Annotated in this window: 15 protein-coding genes; 9 read left to right on the forward strand and 6 right to left on the reverse strand. The window is 56.1% G+C overall.

Features of this window, described 5'->3' with window-relative positions:
* On the forward strand, positions 1-873 hold the full coding sequence (locus E1297_RS28315) for a ribokinase (protein ID WP_155144169.1): 873 nt from the start codon (positions 1-3) through the stop codon (positions 871-873).
* Here the strand turns inward: E1297_RS28315 and msrA are convergent.
* From msrA to E1297_RS28335, 4 genes are all read right to left on the reverse strand, one after another.
* Complete coding sequence (gene msrA / locus E1297_RS28320; protein WP_155144171.1) at positions 870-1,541, reverse strand: peptide-methionine (S)-S-oxide reductase MsrA; 672 nt, start codon at positions 1,539-1,541, stop codon at positions 870-872. The genes E1297_RS28315 and msrA overlap by 4 nt on opposite strands.
* 94 nt (positions 1,542-1,635) lie before the next feature.
* Complete coding sequence (locus E1297_RS28325; protein WP_155144172.1) at positions 1,636-1,917, reverse strand: SCP2 sterol-binding domain-containing protein; 282 nt, start codon at positions 1,915-1,917, stop codon at positions 1,636-1,638.
* An 82-nt stretch (positions 1,918-1,999) separates the two neighbouring features.
* Positions 2,000-2,440, reverse strand: a complete 441-nt coding sequence (locus E1297_RS28330) for a DUF1810 domain-containing protein (RefSeq protein ID WP_368669712.1) — start codon at positions 2,438-2,440, stop codon at positions 2,000-2,002.
* On the reverse strand, positions 2,437-3,663 hold the full coding sequence (locus E1297_RS28335) for an argininosuccinate synthase (protein WP_155144174.1): 1,227 nt from the start codon (positions 3,661-3,663) through the stop codon (positions 2,437-2,439). The genes E1297_RS28330 and E1297_RS28335 overlap by 4 nt, the downstream gene beginning before the upstream one ends.
* Before the next feature lie 140 nt (positions 3,664-3,803).
* Between E1297_RS28335 and E1297_RS28340 the strand changes: the two genes are divergently transcribed.
* Entirely contained in the window at positions 3,804-4,577 is a 774-nt protein-coding gene (locus E1297_RS28340; protein ID WP_155144177.1) for a hypothetical protein, read from the forward strand.
* Positions 4,578-4,635: 58 nt separating this feature from the next.
* Positions 4,636-5,862 carry a threonine ammonia-lyase IlvA gene (gene ilvA / locus E1297_RS28345; RefSeq protein WP_155144179.1) on the forward strand — a complete coding sequence of 409 codons (1,227 nt, stop codon included), beginning with the start codon at positions 4,636-4,638 and terminating at the stop codon, positions 5,860-5,862.
* 1 nt (position 5,863) lies between these two features.
* On the opposite strand, the gene E1297_RS28350 is transcribed toward ilvA, so the two are convergent.
* Complete coding sequence (locus E1297_RS28350) at positions 5,864-6,193, reverse strand: Hpt domain-containing protein (protein ID WP_155144181.1); 330 nt, start codon at positions 6,191-6,193, stop codon at positions 5,864-5,866.
* Between the two features lie 189 nt (positions 6,194-6,382).
* On the opposite strand from E1297_RS28350, the gene E1297_RS28355 reads away from it, so the two are divergent.
* Positions 6,383-7,627 carry a SpoIIE family protein phosphatase gene (locus E1297_RS28355; protein ID WP_209016037.1) on the forward strand — a complete coding sequence of 415 codons (1,245 nt, stop codon included), beginning with the start codon at positions 6,383-6,385 and terminating at the stop codon, positions 7,625-7,627.
* Here E1297_RS28355 and E1297_RS28360 read toward each other — a convergent pair.
* The gene (locus E1297_RS28360) at positions 7,624-8,070 is read right to left on the reverse strand and encodes an NUDIX hydrolase (RefSeq protein WP_155144182.1); all 447 of its coding nucleotides are present in this window, start codon (positions 8,068-8,070) and stop codon (positions 7,624-7,626) included. The two genes, E1297_RS28355 and E1297_RS28360, sit on opposite strands and share 4 nt — an antisense overlap.
* Before the next feature lie 76 nt (positions 8,071-8,146).
* On the opposite strand from E1297_RS28360, the gene E1297_RS28365 reads away from it, so the two are divergent.
* The 5 genes from E1297_RS28365 (at position 8,147) to E1297_RS28385 (ending at position 14,735) form a co-directional block, all read left to right on the forward strand.
* Positions 8,147-9,133, forward strand: coding sequence for an Hsp33 family molecular chaperone HslO (locus E1297_RS28365; protein ID WP_155144184.1), 987 nt, complete (start codon positions 8,147-8,149; stop codon positions 9,131-9,133).
* A complete protein-coding gene (locus tag E1297_RS28370; RefSeq protein WP_209016038.1) occupies positions 9,126-9,722 on the forward strand; it encodes a CoA pyrophosphatase in 597 nt (198 codons plus the stop codon). Before E1297_RS28365 ends, E1297_RS28370 begins: the two co-directional genes overlap by 8 nt.
* Complete coding sequence (locus E1297_RS28375; protein ID WP_155144186.1) at positions 9,719-10,873, forward strand: CCA tRNA nucleotidyltransferase; 1,155 nt, start codon at positions 9,719-9,721, stop codon at positions 10,871-10,873. The genes E1297_RS28370 and E1297_RS28375 overlap by 4 nt, the downstream gene beginning before the upstream one ends.
* Before the next feature lie 194 nt (positions 10,874-11,067).
* On the forward strand, positions 11,068-12,906 hold the full coding sequence (locus E1297_RS28380; protein WP_155144188.1) for an ABC transporter ATP-binding protein: 1,839 nt from the start codon (positions 11,068-11,070) through the stop codon (positions 12,904-12,906).
* Positions 12,903-14,735: an ABC transporter ATP-binding protein gene (locus E1297_RS28385; RefSeq protein WP_155144190.1), complete on the forward strand. Its 1,833-nt coding sequence runs from the start codon at positions 12,903-12,905 to the stop codon at positions 14,733-14,735. Before E1297_RS28380 ends, E1297_RS28385 begins: the two co-directional genes overlap by 4 nt.
* Positions 14,736-14,758: the final 23 nt, after the last annotated feature.

Below are 14,758 nucleotides of genomic sequence, written 5' to 3' on the forward strand. Positions count from 1 at the left end.
ATGACGATCTGGAACCTTGGCTCAATCAATGCCGATATGGTCTACGGCCTGCCGCACTTGCCCGGTCCGGGGGAAACCCTTGCGGCCAAGGGGCTGGAACGGTTTCTGGGCGGCAAGGGTGCGAACATGTCCGTTGCCGCCGCACGCGCCGGATCTCAGGTCAGCCATATCGGAGCTGTCGGGCCTGACGGGCGCTGGGCCAAGGACCGTCTGACCGAGTATGGTGTGGATACACGCCATATCACCGAAGTGGATGTACCAACCGGGCATGCAATCATCGCGGTCGATGCCGAAGGTGAGAACCTGATCGTTCTTTACCCGGGGTCCAACCACGCGCTTGAGGTTCAGCAGCTGGAACAGGCGCTGTCTTTGGCCTCGGCAGGCGATCTGCTGGTCATGCAGAACGAAACCAATGCACAGGTCGAGGCTGCCCGACTGGGGCATGAGCTTGGTCTTACAGTCTGTTACGCAGCAGCGCCGTTTCAGGCGGATGCGGTTGAGGCTGTCTTGCCCTATCTGGATTTTCTGATCCTGAACCAGATTGAAGCGGAACAGCTACAGCAAGCCACCGGTCTCAGCGCTGCAGACTTGCCGGTCGAGCATGTGGTCGTGACACTAGGTTCCGATGGCGCCCGCTATCATAAGCGCGGCAAAGATCCGGTGGTGTTTGATGCCCACAAAGTTCAGGCCGTGGATACGACCGGGGCAGGTGATACCTTTACCGGCTATGTCCTGGCAGGGATGGACCGAGGCATGCCGCTGGCGCAGGCCATAACACAGGCAAACCGTGCCGCGGCTTTAATGGTGACGCGACACGGTACGGCTGATGTGATCCCTGATCTCAAGGAAGTTCAGGCGGCTCGTTTCGATTAGGAACCGACAAAGGGTGCTGCACTGCCCCAAAGCTGTTTTACCCGGGCGTCGCGACCGCAGGCCTTGCGATAGGCTTTGTACGCATTCTTTTGGCGCTTGGGACCAAAACGGGTGAAGACCAGCTTGTCTCCCTTGTAGTAATCCTGGTGATAGGCTTCCGCAGGATAAAAGGTTGATTGTTGCAGGATTGGCGTCACGACTGTTTGTCCCAATGCCTGCTGGGCATTTGCCTTAGCCTTCTGCGCCTGTGCTTTTTCGCCTGCGTTAGAGACGAAAATTGCCGTGCGATAGCTTTCACCACGGTCACAGAACTGACCACCAGCATCTGTCGGGTCGACCGAGCGGAAGAACATGTTCAACAGTGTTTCACGTGAGACGCGGGCGGGGTCAAAGGTGATCTGTACAGCCTCATAGTGGCCTGTACCGCCTTTGGAAACCTGATCGTAAGTCGGGTTTGCAGATTTGCCGCCGGTATAACCCGAGACTGCGCCGATCACGCCGGGTACCGATTCAAAATCGGATTCAACACACCAGAAACAGCCGCCGGCAACGGTCAGTGTTTCAGTTCCTGCAGCAGGTGCAGGCATCGCGCGTAACAACGCAACCAGAGCAATCAGAACAAACAGAAGAGCGGACTTGAAATGATCGAAACTGTAATTCCGGGTCATGGGAGATCTCCTTTGAGATCAGGCTGCCGTGCGACCCGGAAGTTGGCAATCCACTGACATCATTTGTCACGTGCTGGTGAGACGAGTTTATCGGTCAGCCCAGCAACTGCCCCAGTTTCATAGCGACACCCATGTCGCCTGAAATCTTGAGCTTGCCCATCATCACACCCGTCATCGGGTTCAGTTTACCGGTAAGCAACTTGCCCAGATTGTCACGAGAGATGCGAATGGTGCAGTCGGTATCTCGATCCTGTGTCGTTGCAGTGTTGTCGGCGAGGACGATGACACCATCCTCACCGCAATCGAACTTGAGCGATCCGTCAAAGGTTTTGCCGCCCAGACCCTTTTGGATACCGTCTGCTATTTCCTGAAGCATATGAATTCCTTTCGCAGTTGTGCCCTGCGTAAAGAGAAGTCTCAGCTTCAGGCAAGCATGACCCTACTGGAACCAGCCAAGGCTAGCCGTTGATCAACGCCTGTTTGGTTGGCTCACAGATCTGACCGTCATAAAAAGCTGTCAGGACATCCTGAAACTCGGATGGTGCGCCGGGTACAGCCGCAAACAAGGTCATGGACGAGCGTAGCTTCTTGGCATCGACCTTTCCCAGAATACCAGCCGGGTCCGAGCCCTTGTGCGACAGCATCAGGCGGGACACCTGAATCAGGCGCTCACGCAGGACCGGATGCCCAAGATAGGCGGTTGCCTCATCCAGATCTTCGATTCCGTAAAGCTGGGCCATATGAGATTGGCCCAGTTCTGCCAGTTGCGGAAAAACGAACCACATCCAGTGGCTGGTTTTCTGCCCCTGTTCAAGTTCACGCAGGACATCCGGCCAAACCGTGTCCTGCGCTTCGATGAACATTTCGAGCTCTTCGTTTATGCCTTCGTCTTCAGTCACTTGGACAAACGCTTGTCACGAGCGGCCAGAAGTTTCAGACGCAGAGCGTTCAGCTGGATGAAACCAGCCGCATCGGTCTGGTCATAAGCACCGGCGTCTTCTTCGAAGGTCACGTGCGCTTCGGAGTACAGCGAGTGATCCGACCAGCGGCCCACGGTCGAAGCCAGACCTTTGTACAGTTTCACACGAACGGTGCCGGTGACATGTTCTTGCGACTTGTCGATGGCTGCTTGCAGCATTTCCCGCTCGGGCGAGTACCAGAAGCCGTTATAGATCAGCTCGGCATACTGCGGCATCAGCTGGTCTTTCAGGTGCATCGCGCCACGGTCCATGGTGATGGATTCGATACCGCGGTGCGCTTCCAGTAGGATGGTGCCGCCAGGAGTTTCATAGATGCCACGCGATTTCATACCGACGAAACGACCTTCGACCAGGTCTAGACGACCAATGCCGTGCTTACCGCCGTATTCGTTCAGCTTGGTCAGGATTGTGGCCGGGCTCATCGCTTCGCCATTGATGCTGACTGCGTCGCCTTTTTCAAATCCGATTTCGATGAACTCGGGCTCGTTCGGCGCGTCTTCGGGATGGACGGTGCGCTGGTAGACATAGTCGGGCGCCATATCGGCGGGGTCTTCCAGAACCTTGCCCTCGGACGAGGTGTGCAGCAGGTTGGCATCGACCGAGAAGGGGGCCTCGCCACGTTTGTCCTTGGCGATCGGAATCTGGTGTGCTTCTGCCCATTCGATCAAACGGGTACGGCTGGTCAGATCCCACTCGCGCCACGGGGCGATGACCTTGATTTCGGGGTTCAGTGCATACGCGGCCAGCTCAAAACGAACCTGGTCGTTGCCTTTGCCGGTCGCGCCATGCGCAACGGCATCAGCACCGGTTTCTTTTGCGATCTCAACCAGACGTTTCGAAATCAGCGGACGCGCGATTGAGGTGCCCAGCAGGTACAGACCTTCGTATTGTGCGTTGGCGCGGAACATCGGGAAGACGAAGTCGCGAACGAACTCTTCGCGGATGTCCTCGATATAGATGTTTTCGGGCTTGATCCCCAGCATTTCAGCCTTTTGGCGTGCCGGTTCAAGCTCTTCACCCTGACCCAGATCGGCGGTGAAGGTTACAACCTCACAGCCATACTCGGTCTGCAGCCATTTCAGAATGATCGAGGTATCAAGGCCACCGGAATAGGCCAGAACAACTTTCTTGGGCGCGGACATCTGACTTCCCTTTATGCGTAGAACGATTGGCCCCTAGCGGGTTTTCGACCCGGGGGCAAGTTGCGAGCATTGACGCAGGACGGGAATTGGGATGAAACGATTGCAAAGATAACAAGGATTGGTTGAGAGGGCGGTTCAGAATGCTTGGTTGGCAGATTTTCATCCATTCAGTTCGAATGGTGTTCAGTAATCTACAGGAAGCTTTGCAGATTGGATTGATACCATCAGTTGCCGCCGCGATATTCAGTACCCTCGTCCTGGGCCTGACGAGTGCGAACGGGATTGATGCGGGTGATCCAGCAATGCACTTGACTGCGAAAGACGCGCTGAACGTCGTTGTAGCAGCGTTGATCAATGTCCTTGTGAGCTTGTGGATTTTCGTCGCCTGGCATCGGTTCGTACTGCTGGAGGAGTATCCCAAAGGTTGGATCCCATCGTTCAATTTAGACCGGATTGGAGCCTACATCTGGTGTACGGTCCAGCTTATCGTTGTTTGTGTGATCGCATCGGTGGTAATTCTGGTACCGCTGCTTTTGATTGGCTCAATTTTGGCCGCCATCGTGCCGCCATTGGGTTACCTGCTTCAACTTCTGCCGTTTGCCGCCTTCTTTGTTGTTTATGTGCTTTTCATAAGGCTTGGCGCAGCCTTGCCAGCCGCGGCGATTGGGGAACCGCTTGGTTTTATGGACGCGAAAAGAGCAACTGAAGGCTCGAACGGCACCATCACAATTGTTGTGTTGCTTCTGGCGTTTGTTCAGGTTGTCCTCAGTCTTCTGATCTTTCAGGCCAGTCAGATCTTGCCTATAGTGGGAATAGCAAGCCAAACGATTATCGGGTTGGTCATTTCGCTGGTAAATGTCAGCGTTCTGACCACGGTGTACGGTATTTACGTCGAAAAACGCGAGCTGGCCTGATACCCGTACACATATGTATTCCTTGCCCTTTGGGCAGCGATACGACACTGAGACCGATATGACCGATTTCATGACCCGCGCCCGCGCTGCCGAACAGGCGATGCGCACTGTGTTTCCTGCAACGCCACTGCAGCGGAATGCTCATCTGTCCGATCGCTACGGGGCTGATATCTGGCTCAAGCGCGAGGACCTCAGCCCGGTGCGGTCCTACAAAATCCGCGGCGCGTTTAATGCCATGCGTAAGCAGCAGGGTCAGGAATTGTTTGTGTGTGCCAGCGCAGGCAATCATGCGCAGGGCGTGGCCTATATGTGTAAGCATCTGGGCGTGAAGGGCGTGATCTTCATGCCGGTGACGACCCCGCAGCAGAAAATCCAGAAGACCCGGATATTCGGCGGGGATAACATCGAAATTCATCTGACCGGCGACTATTTTGATGACACGCTGGCGGCCGCGCAAAGCTGGTGTGCGCAGCAGGGCGGGCATTTCCTGTCACCTTTTGACGATGATGACGTGATTGAGGGCCAGGCTTCGCTGGCGGTTGAGATCGAAGCCCAGTTGGGTGCTGTCCCGGATCACGTGATCCTACCGGTAGGTGGGGGCGGCATGTCCTCTGGTGTTGCGACATGGTTCGGGGATCGCTCGCACTGCCTGTTTGTCGAACCCGCAGGTGGGGCGTGTCTGCGTGCTGCGCTTGCGGCAGGTCATCCCGTTGCCTTGGATCACGTGGATACCTTTGTAGATGGCGCTGCTGTCGGTCGCATTGGCGCGAAGCCATTTGAGCTTTTGCGTTCACGACACCTCTCAGACGTTTTGGTCATGTCCGAGGATCGCATCTGCGCAACCATGATCGAGATGCTCAATGTCGAGGGCATCGTTTTAGAACCAGCAGGCGCTTTGGCTGTCGAAGCGATAGGTGACGTTCAGAGTTTTGTTCGCGGCAAAACGGTTATCTGTGTGACCTCGGGCGGGAACTTTGATTTTGAGCGTTTGCCCGAGGTCAAAGAGCGGGCGCAGCGTTATTCCGGTGTGAAGAAATACTTCATCTTACGTCTGCCGCAGCGTCCAGGCGCGTTGAAGGAATTTCTCGGCATACTCGGGCCGGAAGATGACATTGCCCGCTTCGAATATATGAAGAAATCGGCACGCAATTTTGGTTCGGTCCTAATCGGAATCGAAACCCGCAAACCCGAGAATTTCATGCGCCTGTTTGCTCATCTGGATGAGGCCGGATTCACTTACACGGATATCACCGAGGATGAGACGCTTGCCCAGTTCGTAATCTGATTCACTTCAGATTATCTGCCAGACCTGCCTCGAACACGGATCTGGACTGGTCAAACTCAGAATAGATTTCGGCAAGGTTGACGTCAGAACCTTCTCCGGCCGCGGCTTTTCTTTCCCCGTCCTGACAGAGCTTTGAAAATCTGTCGAAACCCAGGCTCAGTGCGCTGCCTTTGAGGAAATGCAGGTTCTGCTCAATCTCGGTTCTGGAGGTGTCCTCACGCAGTTTCGAGATCACTTCCTGCACCTCGTCCATGAAAATCTGGACAACCTCATCAAACTCATCCGCGCCCACTTCATCGCGCAGCTGATTTACCCGGGGCCAATGTATCATCATGCCCTCCGTCTGGACCTGCTTACCTCTCTGATAGGGCGTAACGCGTAAACAGCTGATTAAAATCGCTCATGCGAAGTAGCCAACCCGCTTTCACTCAATTTTAAGCTGCAGATTTTAGCTTCTCCACATCTCGGTTTCAGGGAATGCGTGGGGTAAAAGGTGACGCCAGCCAGTAAGACAGACACTGTGGGCAAACCGAAATTTGGTGCAATCCAGAAGGTGCTGGTTGTTGATGACAGCCGCCTTCAACGAAGAATTCTTGTGGCCTCGCTTAAAAAGTGGGGTTTTGAGGTTGTCGAGGCTGACAACGGCGAAGATGCGATCGCGTTGTGTAAGGTTGATCCACCAGATCTGGTTCTCAGCGACTGGGTGATGCCTGGCATGGGTGGGCTTGAATTTTGTCGGGCTTTCCGTGCGCTGGAAATGGATCAGTACACATACTTCATTCTTCTCACTTCCAAGAGCGAAAAGCAGGAGGTCGCACGGGGCCTTGATGCAGGCGCAGATGATTTCCTGATCAAACCGTTAGAGGCGGATGAATTGCGGGCCCGGATTTCCGCAGGCGCCCGCATTTTGGATATGCAGCGCGAACTCTCTGACAAGAACCGGCTGATCGAAAGCGCCTTTGAGGAGTTGCGGTTGGCCCATGATGCCATCGACAAGGATCTGATGCAGGCGCGTAAAATTCAGGATTCACTGGTGCCCGAGCTTCGGCGCGACTTCGGGAACTCGCGGGTCAGTATGTTGCTGAAGCCCTGTGGCCATATTGGCGGTGATCTGGTCGGTATGTTCTCGCCCGGTCCAAACCGTCTGGGATTTTATAGCATCGATGTTTCGGGTCACGGTATTACGTCGGCCATGATGACGGCGCGCTTGGGCAGCTATCTTTCCAGCAAGCATTTCGATCAGAATGTCGCGATGGAGCAGCGATTTGATAAATTCTATGCACTGTTGCCGCCCGAGAATGTTGCCGCGACACTTAACTCGCGCCTGATGGCCGATGCCGGGATCGAAGAGTATTTTACGATGGTCTACGCCATCGTCGATTTGCGCAACGGTCACCTCAAAATGGTTCAGGCCGGGCATCCGCATCCACTGCTGCTGCGCAAGGATGGCAGTACCGAATTTCTGGGCACAGGTGGTCTGCCTATCGGTCTGATTGAAAACGCGGTTTTTCAGCAAACGGATGTCTACATGAAGCCGGGTGACAAGTTGTTGCTCCATTCAGATGGATTTACCGAGTGTCGGTTGGCGGACGGCAGCCTTCTGGATGAAGAAGGTCTTCAGGCCATGGCGCAGGACTGTCTTTCCGATGGCGGCGGCTCGGATTTTCTGGACGACATGTTCTGGCGATTAACGCAGGTCATGTCGCCTGATGATGGTATGGGAGACGATGTTTCAGCCGTCTTCTTCGAATACAATCAGTCCTAAAGCCCTTGCATATGACGTATGGCAAAGTGGCGGTCACCTTCATTGCCCAGCATTCTGGTGGCGTCTGACGTGTCCATCCAAACGGCCTCGTGGAATTCTTCGGAGGGCGGTCCCATTGGGCGGACTGGCCGCGCGCGGTATATATAGCAGACTTTCTCGGCCCAAAGATCGTATTCCGGCATATAGGTGAAACGCCGAAATGCACCCACACGTCGCGGTGCTGTTATTAGCCAGCCGGTCTCTTCAAAAACCTCTCGGTGAAGGGCCGTTATTGGAGATTCACCCGGGTCAATTCCCCCGCCGGGAAGCTGGAGTTCCGGGTTCAGACCGTCATCATACCAGGTTACGAGCAATGAGCTGCCTCGCGGTAACAAAGCATACACTCCGGGCCTCCGAATGTACCGTCGCCCCGGTTCCGGGGTTTCACCGAACCTTCTGATCATGTATGGCCCCTTTCAACCCGGTTTGTTCGACCTATATGGTGGCGGTATGCCAACCTGTGGCGTGTAAGGAAACCCCATGTCTCTTGGAACGAAAATCGCGTGGGACGATACCGTCCTGCCCTTTCAACTTGATGTATCGGATATGCGTGGCCGTGTGGCGCGTTTAGACGGGGTGCTGGACGGCATCCTGAAACAGCACGACTATCCGGAACAGGTCGAAGCCCTGGTGGCCGAGATGGCCCTGCTGACCGCATTGATCGGCCAGACCGTTGCGCTGCGCTGGAAGCTGTCCCTTCAGGTTCAGTCCAAGGGCGCGGTACGCATGATTGCGACCGACTACTATGCGCCGCAGAAAGACGGAGAGCCCGCACAGATCCGTGCCTATGCCAGCTTTGATCGGGATCGCCTGACCGATGGCGCACCCTTTGACCAGGTGGGCGAAGGGTATTTTGCGATCATGATCGACCAGGGTGAGGGAACCCAACCCTATCAAGGGATCACTCCGCTGGCGGGCGGTTCACTTCGCGCCTGTGCCGAGGCCTATTTTGCGCAGTCCGAGCAGCTGCCAACCCGCTTTTCGCTGAGCTTTGGCAAATCGACCGAGCCTGGCGTGGGTGAACATTGGCGCGCCGGGGGCATCATGCTGCAGCACATGCCCAAAGCGTCCCCGTTTGTGGCATCTGGGGAAGGTAGTGGCGAGATACTCTCGGCTTCGGATCTGGTTGATGGCGATGAAGGTGAAAATTGGGGCCGGGTCAACATCCTGCTCGATACGGTCGATGACCTCGAGCTGATCGGGCCATCGATTGCACCAACTGACTTGTTGATCCGACTGTTTCACGAGGAACAGCCGCGTGTCTATGATGCGCAGATGGTCAAGTTCGGCTGCACCTGTTCCGAAGATCGCGTGCGCCAAAGCCTGTCGATCTATTCGGCACGGGACATTGCCAAGATGACCACTGACGAAGGAACCGTGACTGCCGATTGTCAGTTCTGCGGTGCCCATTACGTGTTGGATCCAAGCACAGTTGGCTTCGACGCCGAAGATGCGGATCGTGCCTGATCCGATTTCGCAACTGACGGCGGCGCTGAGCCGCCCCGGTGACGGGTCGAGCGACTTTGATCTGAATCCTGAAACCGTTTTGCCAGCGGGACGCAAGCTGCGCCCCGCTGGTGTTCTGGTTCCGGTATTGTTGTCCGGTGAAACACCGCGCCTGATCCTGACCAAGCGCTCGTCGGCCCTGAAACATCACCCGGGCCAGATTGCTTTTCCCGGTGGAAAACAGGACGAAGGCGATGCAGATGTCACTGCAACAGCCTTACGTGAAGCGCAGGAAGAGATTGGTTTACCGCCAGATCTGCCGCGAATTCTAGGCCACTTGCCAACCCATGAAACCGTAACGTCCTTTACCGTGACACCTGTCGTGGCGGTGTTAGAGAATGGTTTTGATCCAATCCCGGAACCCGGAGAAGTGGAAGAAGTCTTTTCAGTTCCGCTTGCGCATGTTCTGAACCCGGCGAATTATGTCGTCGAGTCGCGTCGTTGGCGCGGCCAAAGACGGTACTATTTCGCTGTGCCTTACGGCCCCTATTACATTTGGGGTGCAACGGCACGGATGCTTCGGGGTTTGGCGGCGCGAGTGAGTGAATGACGCAGATCACAGAAGACTGGATCAGAGTTGAAGCAACACAGGATGTATGCTCGGCTTTGACCAACGCCGGTGCGCAGGCCTTGTTCGTGGGTGGGTGTGTGCGCAACGCGCTTTTGAATGCCCCGGTTTCCGACATTGACATAGCCACGGACGCGCATCCCGAACGGGTGCTGGAGTTGACCAGTAAGGCTGGTCTGAAAGCCATCCCGACTGGTATCGATCACGGCACAATTACAGTGGTTAGCGGTGGTATCCCGCACGAAGTGACGACTTTCCGACGCGATGTCGAAACCGATGGGCGGCGCGCGGTCGTTGCGTATTCGGACGCAGTCGAAGAAGATGCCGCCCGGCGCGATTTCACAATGAACGCACTTTATGCGCGGCCGGATGGTACCATTCTGGATCCACTGGATGGTCTGCCCGATTTACGGGCGCGCCGCGTCAGGTTCATCGGGAATGCAGAGGACCGGATCAAAGAGGATTATCTACGGTCACTGCGGTATTTTCGGTTTCATGCTTGGTACGGCGATGCAGATGCCGGGTTTGACCCCGAGGCACTGTCTGCGATCGCCTCGCACCTCGAGGGTCTCGAGAAACTCTCACGCGAAAGGGTTGGGGCTGAAATGCTGAAGCTGCTTGGTGCACCCGATCCCGCGCCTTCGGTGGCTGCGATGCGAAGTGCAGGCATTTTGGCCCGGATTCTGCCCGGTGCTGACGACAAGGCCCTGCCAATTCTTGTGAAACTTGAAGAGGATGCGGGAGCACCCCCCGACCCGATTCGCCGATTGGCTGCAATCGCGCCACCGGTAGTTGCCCGAACTCTGCGCCTCAGCAAAGCTCAACTGCAACGCCTGACTCGTATGCGGGACGAGGCCATGGGAACCGCAGGTGTTGCTGAACTTGGCTTTCGATATGGTTCAACAGGGGGGCTGCACGAAACGCTTCTGCGTTGCGCGTTTCTTGAACAACCCTGGACCGATGATCTTGCCATTGCCCTTGAAAAAGGGGCTGCGGCCAGCTTTCCGATCAATGCAAATGATCTCATTCCCAAATACAGCGGTCCGGCGCTGGGCAAAAAACTGGCCGAACTTGAGGCGCGCTGGATTGCGTCGGGTTTCCTTTTGGACCGCGATGAATTGCTGGCGGAATAAAATGAAGTCTCAAAAGGGGATGACAAAGCGGATCATTTGTGGCTAGGGTGCGCGTGTCACATGGATGGAGGAATGCGAATGTATTACGGGATCTGGTTCGGCTAAGGCTGGAACACTTTACCCGTTGGGGTGGTGTTCTGACGCCATCTTCTTTCGCATGACTTATTTTGACTCGCTCAATCGGAGCAATCTCCATGTTTCGCTATTTCGAAAACCTCGTAGACCCTTTTGTCGCTTATGACGAAGTAGACACGCCACCAACGCGGCTGTGGCCCTTCATGCTGGACTACTCGCGCCCATTCGTGCGCGTGTTTGTCTGGGCTGCACTTCTGTCAATCATCGTGGCTGGGGTCGAGATCGGCTTGATCTATTATATGGGCCGCGTCGTCGACCTGCTGTCGGGTTCACCGACCGAAGTCTGGCAGGCGCACGGCACAGAACTGCTGCTGATGGCAGCCTTTGTTCTGCTATTGCGGCCCGCGCTGCACGTGATTGATGTGCTGTTGCTGAACAACGCGATCTTGCCGAACTTTGGGACGCTGATCCGCTGGCGCGCGCACAAACACGTTCTGCGCCAGTCGGTTGGCTGGTTCGAGAATGACTTTGCCGGACGTATCGCAAACCGGATCATGCAGACACCGCCCGCTGCGGGGGAGGTGATCTTTCAGGTCTTTGACGCGATTTCCTTCTCGCTGGCCTATCTGATCGGTGCGGCCATTCTATTGATGGCGGCTGATCCTCGGTTGTTGGTGCCGCTGTTGATCTGGCTTGTGCTCTATGGGCTGCTGGTGCGCTGGACGGTGCGGCGGGTTGGCCCGGCTTCGCAAGCCGCATCTGATGCGCGTTCCACGGTGACCGGGCGTGTGGTGGACAGCTATACCAATATCCATTCGGTCAAGATGTTTGCCCATGCGGATCAGGAACTGGACTATGCTCGCGAGGCTATCGAGGCAACGCGCCGCACATTTCAGGTCGAGATGCGCATCTTCACCATCATGGACGCAGTTCTGGTCACGTTGAACGGACTGTTGATCATCGGTGTTGTCGGTTGGGCGATTGCCTTGTGGATGCAAGGCAGTGCATCGGTTGGCGTTGTTGCAGCTGCAACTGCCCTGACGCTGCGGCTTAATGCGATGACCGGATGGATCATGTGGGCGCTGACCAGCTTTTTCCGCCAACTGGGTGTTGTCGCCGAGGGAATGGAAACCATCGCGCAGCCTGTTGATCTGTTGGATGTCAAAGGCGCACGGCCCTTGCAGCTGACTTCGGGCGAGATTGAAATTCGCGATCTGTCTCACCACTACGGTCGTGAAACGGGTGGTCTGGACCATATCAACCTGACCATCCAGCCAGGTGAAAAGATCGGTCTGATCGGGCGTTCCGGTGCCGGGAAATCGACTCTGGTAAAGTTGCTTTTGCGGTTTTACGACGTCGAACGCGGTGCAATCCTGATCGATGGCCAGGACATCAGTTCTGTCACCCAGGACAGTCTGCGTCAGCGGATCGGGATGGTTCAACAGGACAGCGCGTTGCTGCATCGGTCGGTGCGCGACAATATCCTGTACGGTCGCCCCGATGCGACCGAAGAGCAGATGATTGCCGCCGCCAAGCAAGCCGAAGCGCATGAGTTCATTCTGGACCTTCAGGACCCGCAAGGCCGGACAGGATATGACGCGCATGTGGGTGAGCGGGGTGTCAAACTCAGCGGTGGTCAGCGCCAGCGTGTGACGCTTGCGCGGGTGATCCTGAAAGACGCACCCATCCTTTTGCTGGACGAGGCGACATCTGCGCTAGATTCCGAGGTCGAAGCATCGATTCAGGAGACCCTCTACGGCATGATGCAAGGCAAGACCGTGATCGCGATTGCGCACCGGCTGAGTACCATTGCTCAGATGGACCGGATTCTGGTGATGGATGGTGGTCGGATCGTCGAAGAAGGCGCCCATGCGGAATTGTTGTCGCACGGTGGTCTTTACGCTCAGTTCTGGGCGCGGCAATCTGGCGGCTTCATGAACCCGGAGGCCGCTGAATGAGAATCGCAGATCTGATTTATCCGTTCACGGACACCGAAACGCCCCCACCGCAGACGTTGGGGGCGTTTATTCGCTGGTGCCTGTCCGGCGCATGGCCGATGTTGTTTGTCGCCGCCTTCTTTTCCGCCACCGCAGGCGCGATGGAGGCCGGAACGGCATGGATCCTTGGCCATGTTATCGATGTGGCAACCGCAAGCGGACCAGAAGAGTTTTTATCCGCCCGAAATGCCTGGATGATCATCGGGGCGATCGCGTTTTTCATGCTGATCCGCCCGATCCTGTTCGGGCTCTCATCGCTATCGAATAACTACATCGTGATGCCGAACATCACGCCGTTGGTTCTGGCCAAGCTCAATCGCTGGACGCTGGGCCAGTCGGTGACTTATTTCGATGACGATTTCGCGGGCCGGATTGCCCAAAAGCAGATGCAGACCTCGAATGCGATGGCGTCAGTCGTGTCGGAAACCATCAGCGCGATTGTCTTTGCCTTGGCGTCGCTTGTCGGTTCATTGCTTTTGTTAGGGTCTATTCATCCGCTGGTTATGGTTCCGTTCGCGGCTTGGCTTGCCATCTATTTCTGGCTGATCCGCTGGTATCTGCCACGTATCCGCAAACGCTCGGCCGCGCGCGCAGGGGCGCGGGCAATGGTGTCGGGGCAGGTGGTTGATACCATAACCAATATCAAAACCGTCAAACTGTTTGCGCACTCCGAGTTCGAAGATCACGCCGCCCGTAACGCAATGGTCGAATTGCGGGAAAGATCGCTGGATTTCGGAAAGTTGTCAGCGAGCTTCCGCTTTATCCTGATGACGCTTGCCGGGGTTCTGCCTGTGTTGTTGTTGGGTGCCACGGTGCTGTTGTGGCAGGGCGGCAGTGCAACGACCGGCGACATCGTTGCTGCCGGCGCTGTGTCCATTCGCATCGCTCAGATGACCGGTTGGGTCAGTTTCACGCTGATGGGCCTTTATGCCAATGTTGGCGAGATCGAAAATGGCATGAACACTCTGGCCAAGCGAAACCGCGTTGAGGATGCGGCGCGCGCTGTTGATCTGAAAGTTGCCGAAGGCGGGATCAGGTTCGATGACGTCAGCTTTGCCTATGGTCGGAATATCGGGGGTGTAACAGATCTGGATCTGACGGTACAGCCCGGCGAAAAGCTGGGTATCGTCGGGGCTTCTGGTGCAGGTAAGTCGACCCTGGTTTCTCTTCTATTGCGGCTCTATGACAGGGAAAACGGTGCGATATTGATTGATGGTCAGGATATCTCACAGGTGACCCAGGACAGCCTGCGCCGTCATATCGGCATGGTCACGCAGGAAACTGCCATGTTCAATCGCTCGGCGCGCGAAAACATCCTGTATGGACGCCCGGATGCGACGGAAGAAGAAATGATCGCGGCCGCACACAAGGCCGAAGCGCATGAGTTTATTCTGGGCCTGCAGGATGCTCAGGGCCGGACAGGGTATGACGCCCATCTGGGTGAGCGAGGTGTGAAGCTGAGCGGAGGACAGCGTCAGAGGATCGCATTGGCCCGCGCAATCCTCAAGGATGCGCCGATCCTTGTATTGGACGAGGCAACCTCAGCCCTTGATTCAGAAGTTGAGGCGTCCATCCAGACCGCCCTGCATCGCGTGATGGAAGGCAAAACGGTTCTTGCTATTGCACACCGCTTGTCGACGCTCAGCGAAATGGATCGGATCATCGTTTTAGATCAAGGCCACATCGTCGAGGACGGTGCACACGACACTCTGCTGGCACAGGGCGGGCTTTATGCGCGGTTCTGGCATCGCCAGTCCGGCGGCTTCATTCAGACCGAAGCTGCGGAATAGGGGTTCTTTTACAGCGTAAGCCC

Source organism: Roseibium sp. RKSG952 (genome assembly GCF_009711355.1).

Coding starts and splice junctions, on each gene's coding strand:
- E1297_RS28315 (WP_155144169.1), top strand. CDS start 1: ATGACGATCTGGAACCTTGGCTCAATCAATGCCGATATGGTCTACGGC.
- msrA (WP_155144171.1), bottom strand. CDS start 1,541: ATGACCCGGAATTACAGTTTCGATCATTTCAAGTCCGCTCTTCTGTTT.
- E1297_RS28325 (WP_155144172.1), bottom strand. CDS start 1,917: ATGCTTCAGGAAATAGCAGACGGTATCCAAAAGGGTCTGGGCGGCAAA.
- E1297_RS28335 (WP_155144174.1), bottom strand. CDS start 3,663: ATGTCCGCGCCCAAGAAAGTTGTTCTGGCCTATTCCGGTGGCCTTGAT.
- E1297_RS28340 (WP_155144177.1), top strand. CDS start 3,804: ATGCTTGGTTGGCAGATTTTCATCCATTCAGTTCGAATGGTGTTCAGT.
- ilvA (WP_155144179.1), top strand. CDS start 4,636: ATGACCGATTTCATGACCCGCGCCCGCGCTGCCGAACAGGCGATGCGC.
- E1297_RS28350 (WP_155144181.1), bottom strand. CDS start 6,193: ATGATACATTGGCCCCGGGTAAATCAGCTGCGCGATGAAGTGGGCGCG.
- E1297_RS28360 (WP_155144182.1), bottom strand. CDS start 8,070: ATGATCAGAAGGTTCGGTGAAACCCCGGAACCGGGGCGACGGTACATT.
- E1297_RS28365 (WP_155144184.1), top strand. CDS start 8,147: ATGTCTCTTGGAACGAAAATCGCGTGGGACGATACCGTCCTGCCCTTT.
- E1297_RS28375 (WP_155144186.1), top strand. CDS start 9,719: ATGACGCAGATCACAGAAGACTGGATCAGAGTTGAAGCAACACAGGAT.
- E1297_RS28380 (WP_155144188.1), top strand. CDS start 11,068: ATGTTTCGCTATTTCGAAAACCTCGTAGACCCTTTTGTCGCTTATGAC.
- E1297_RS28385 (WP_155144190.1), top strand. CDS start 12,903: ATGAGAATCGCAGATCTGATTTATCCGTTCACGGACACCGAAACGCCC.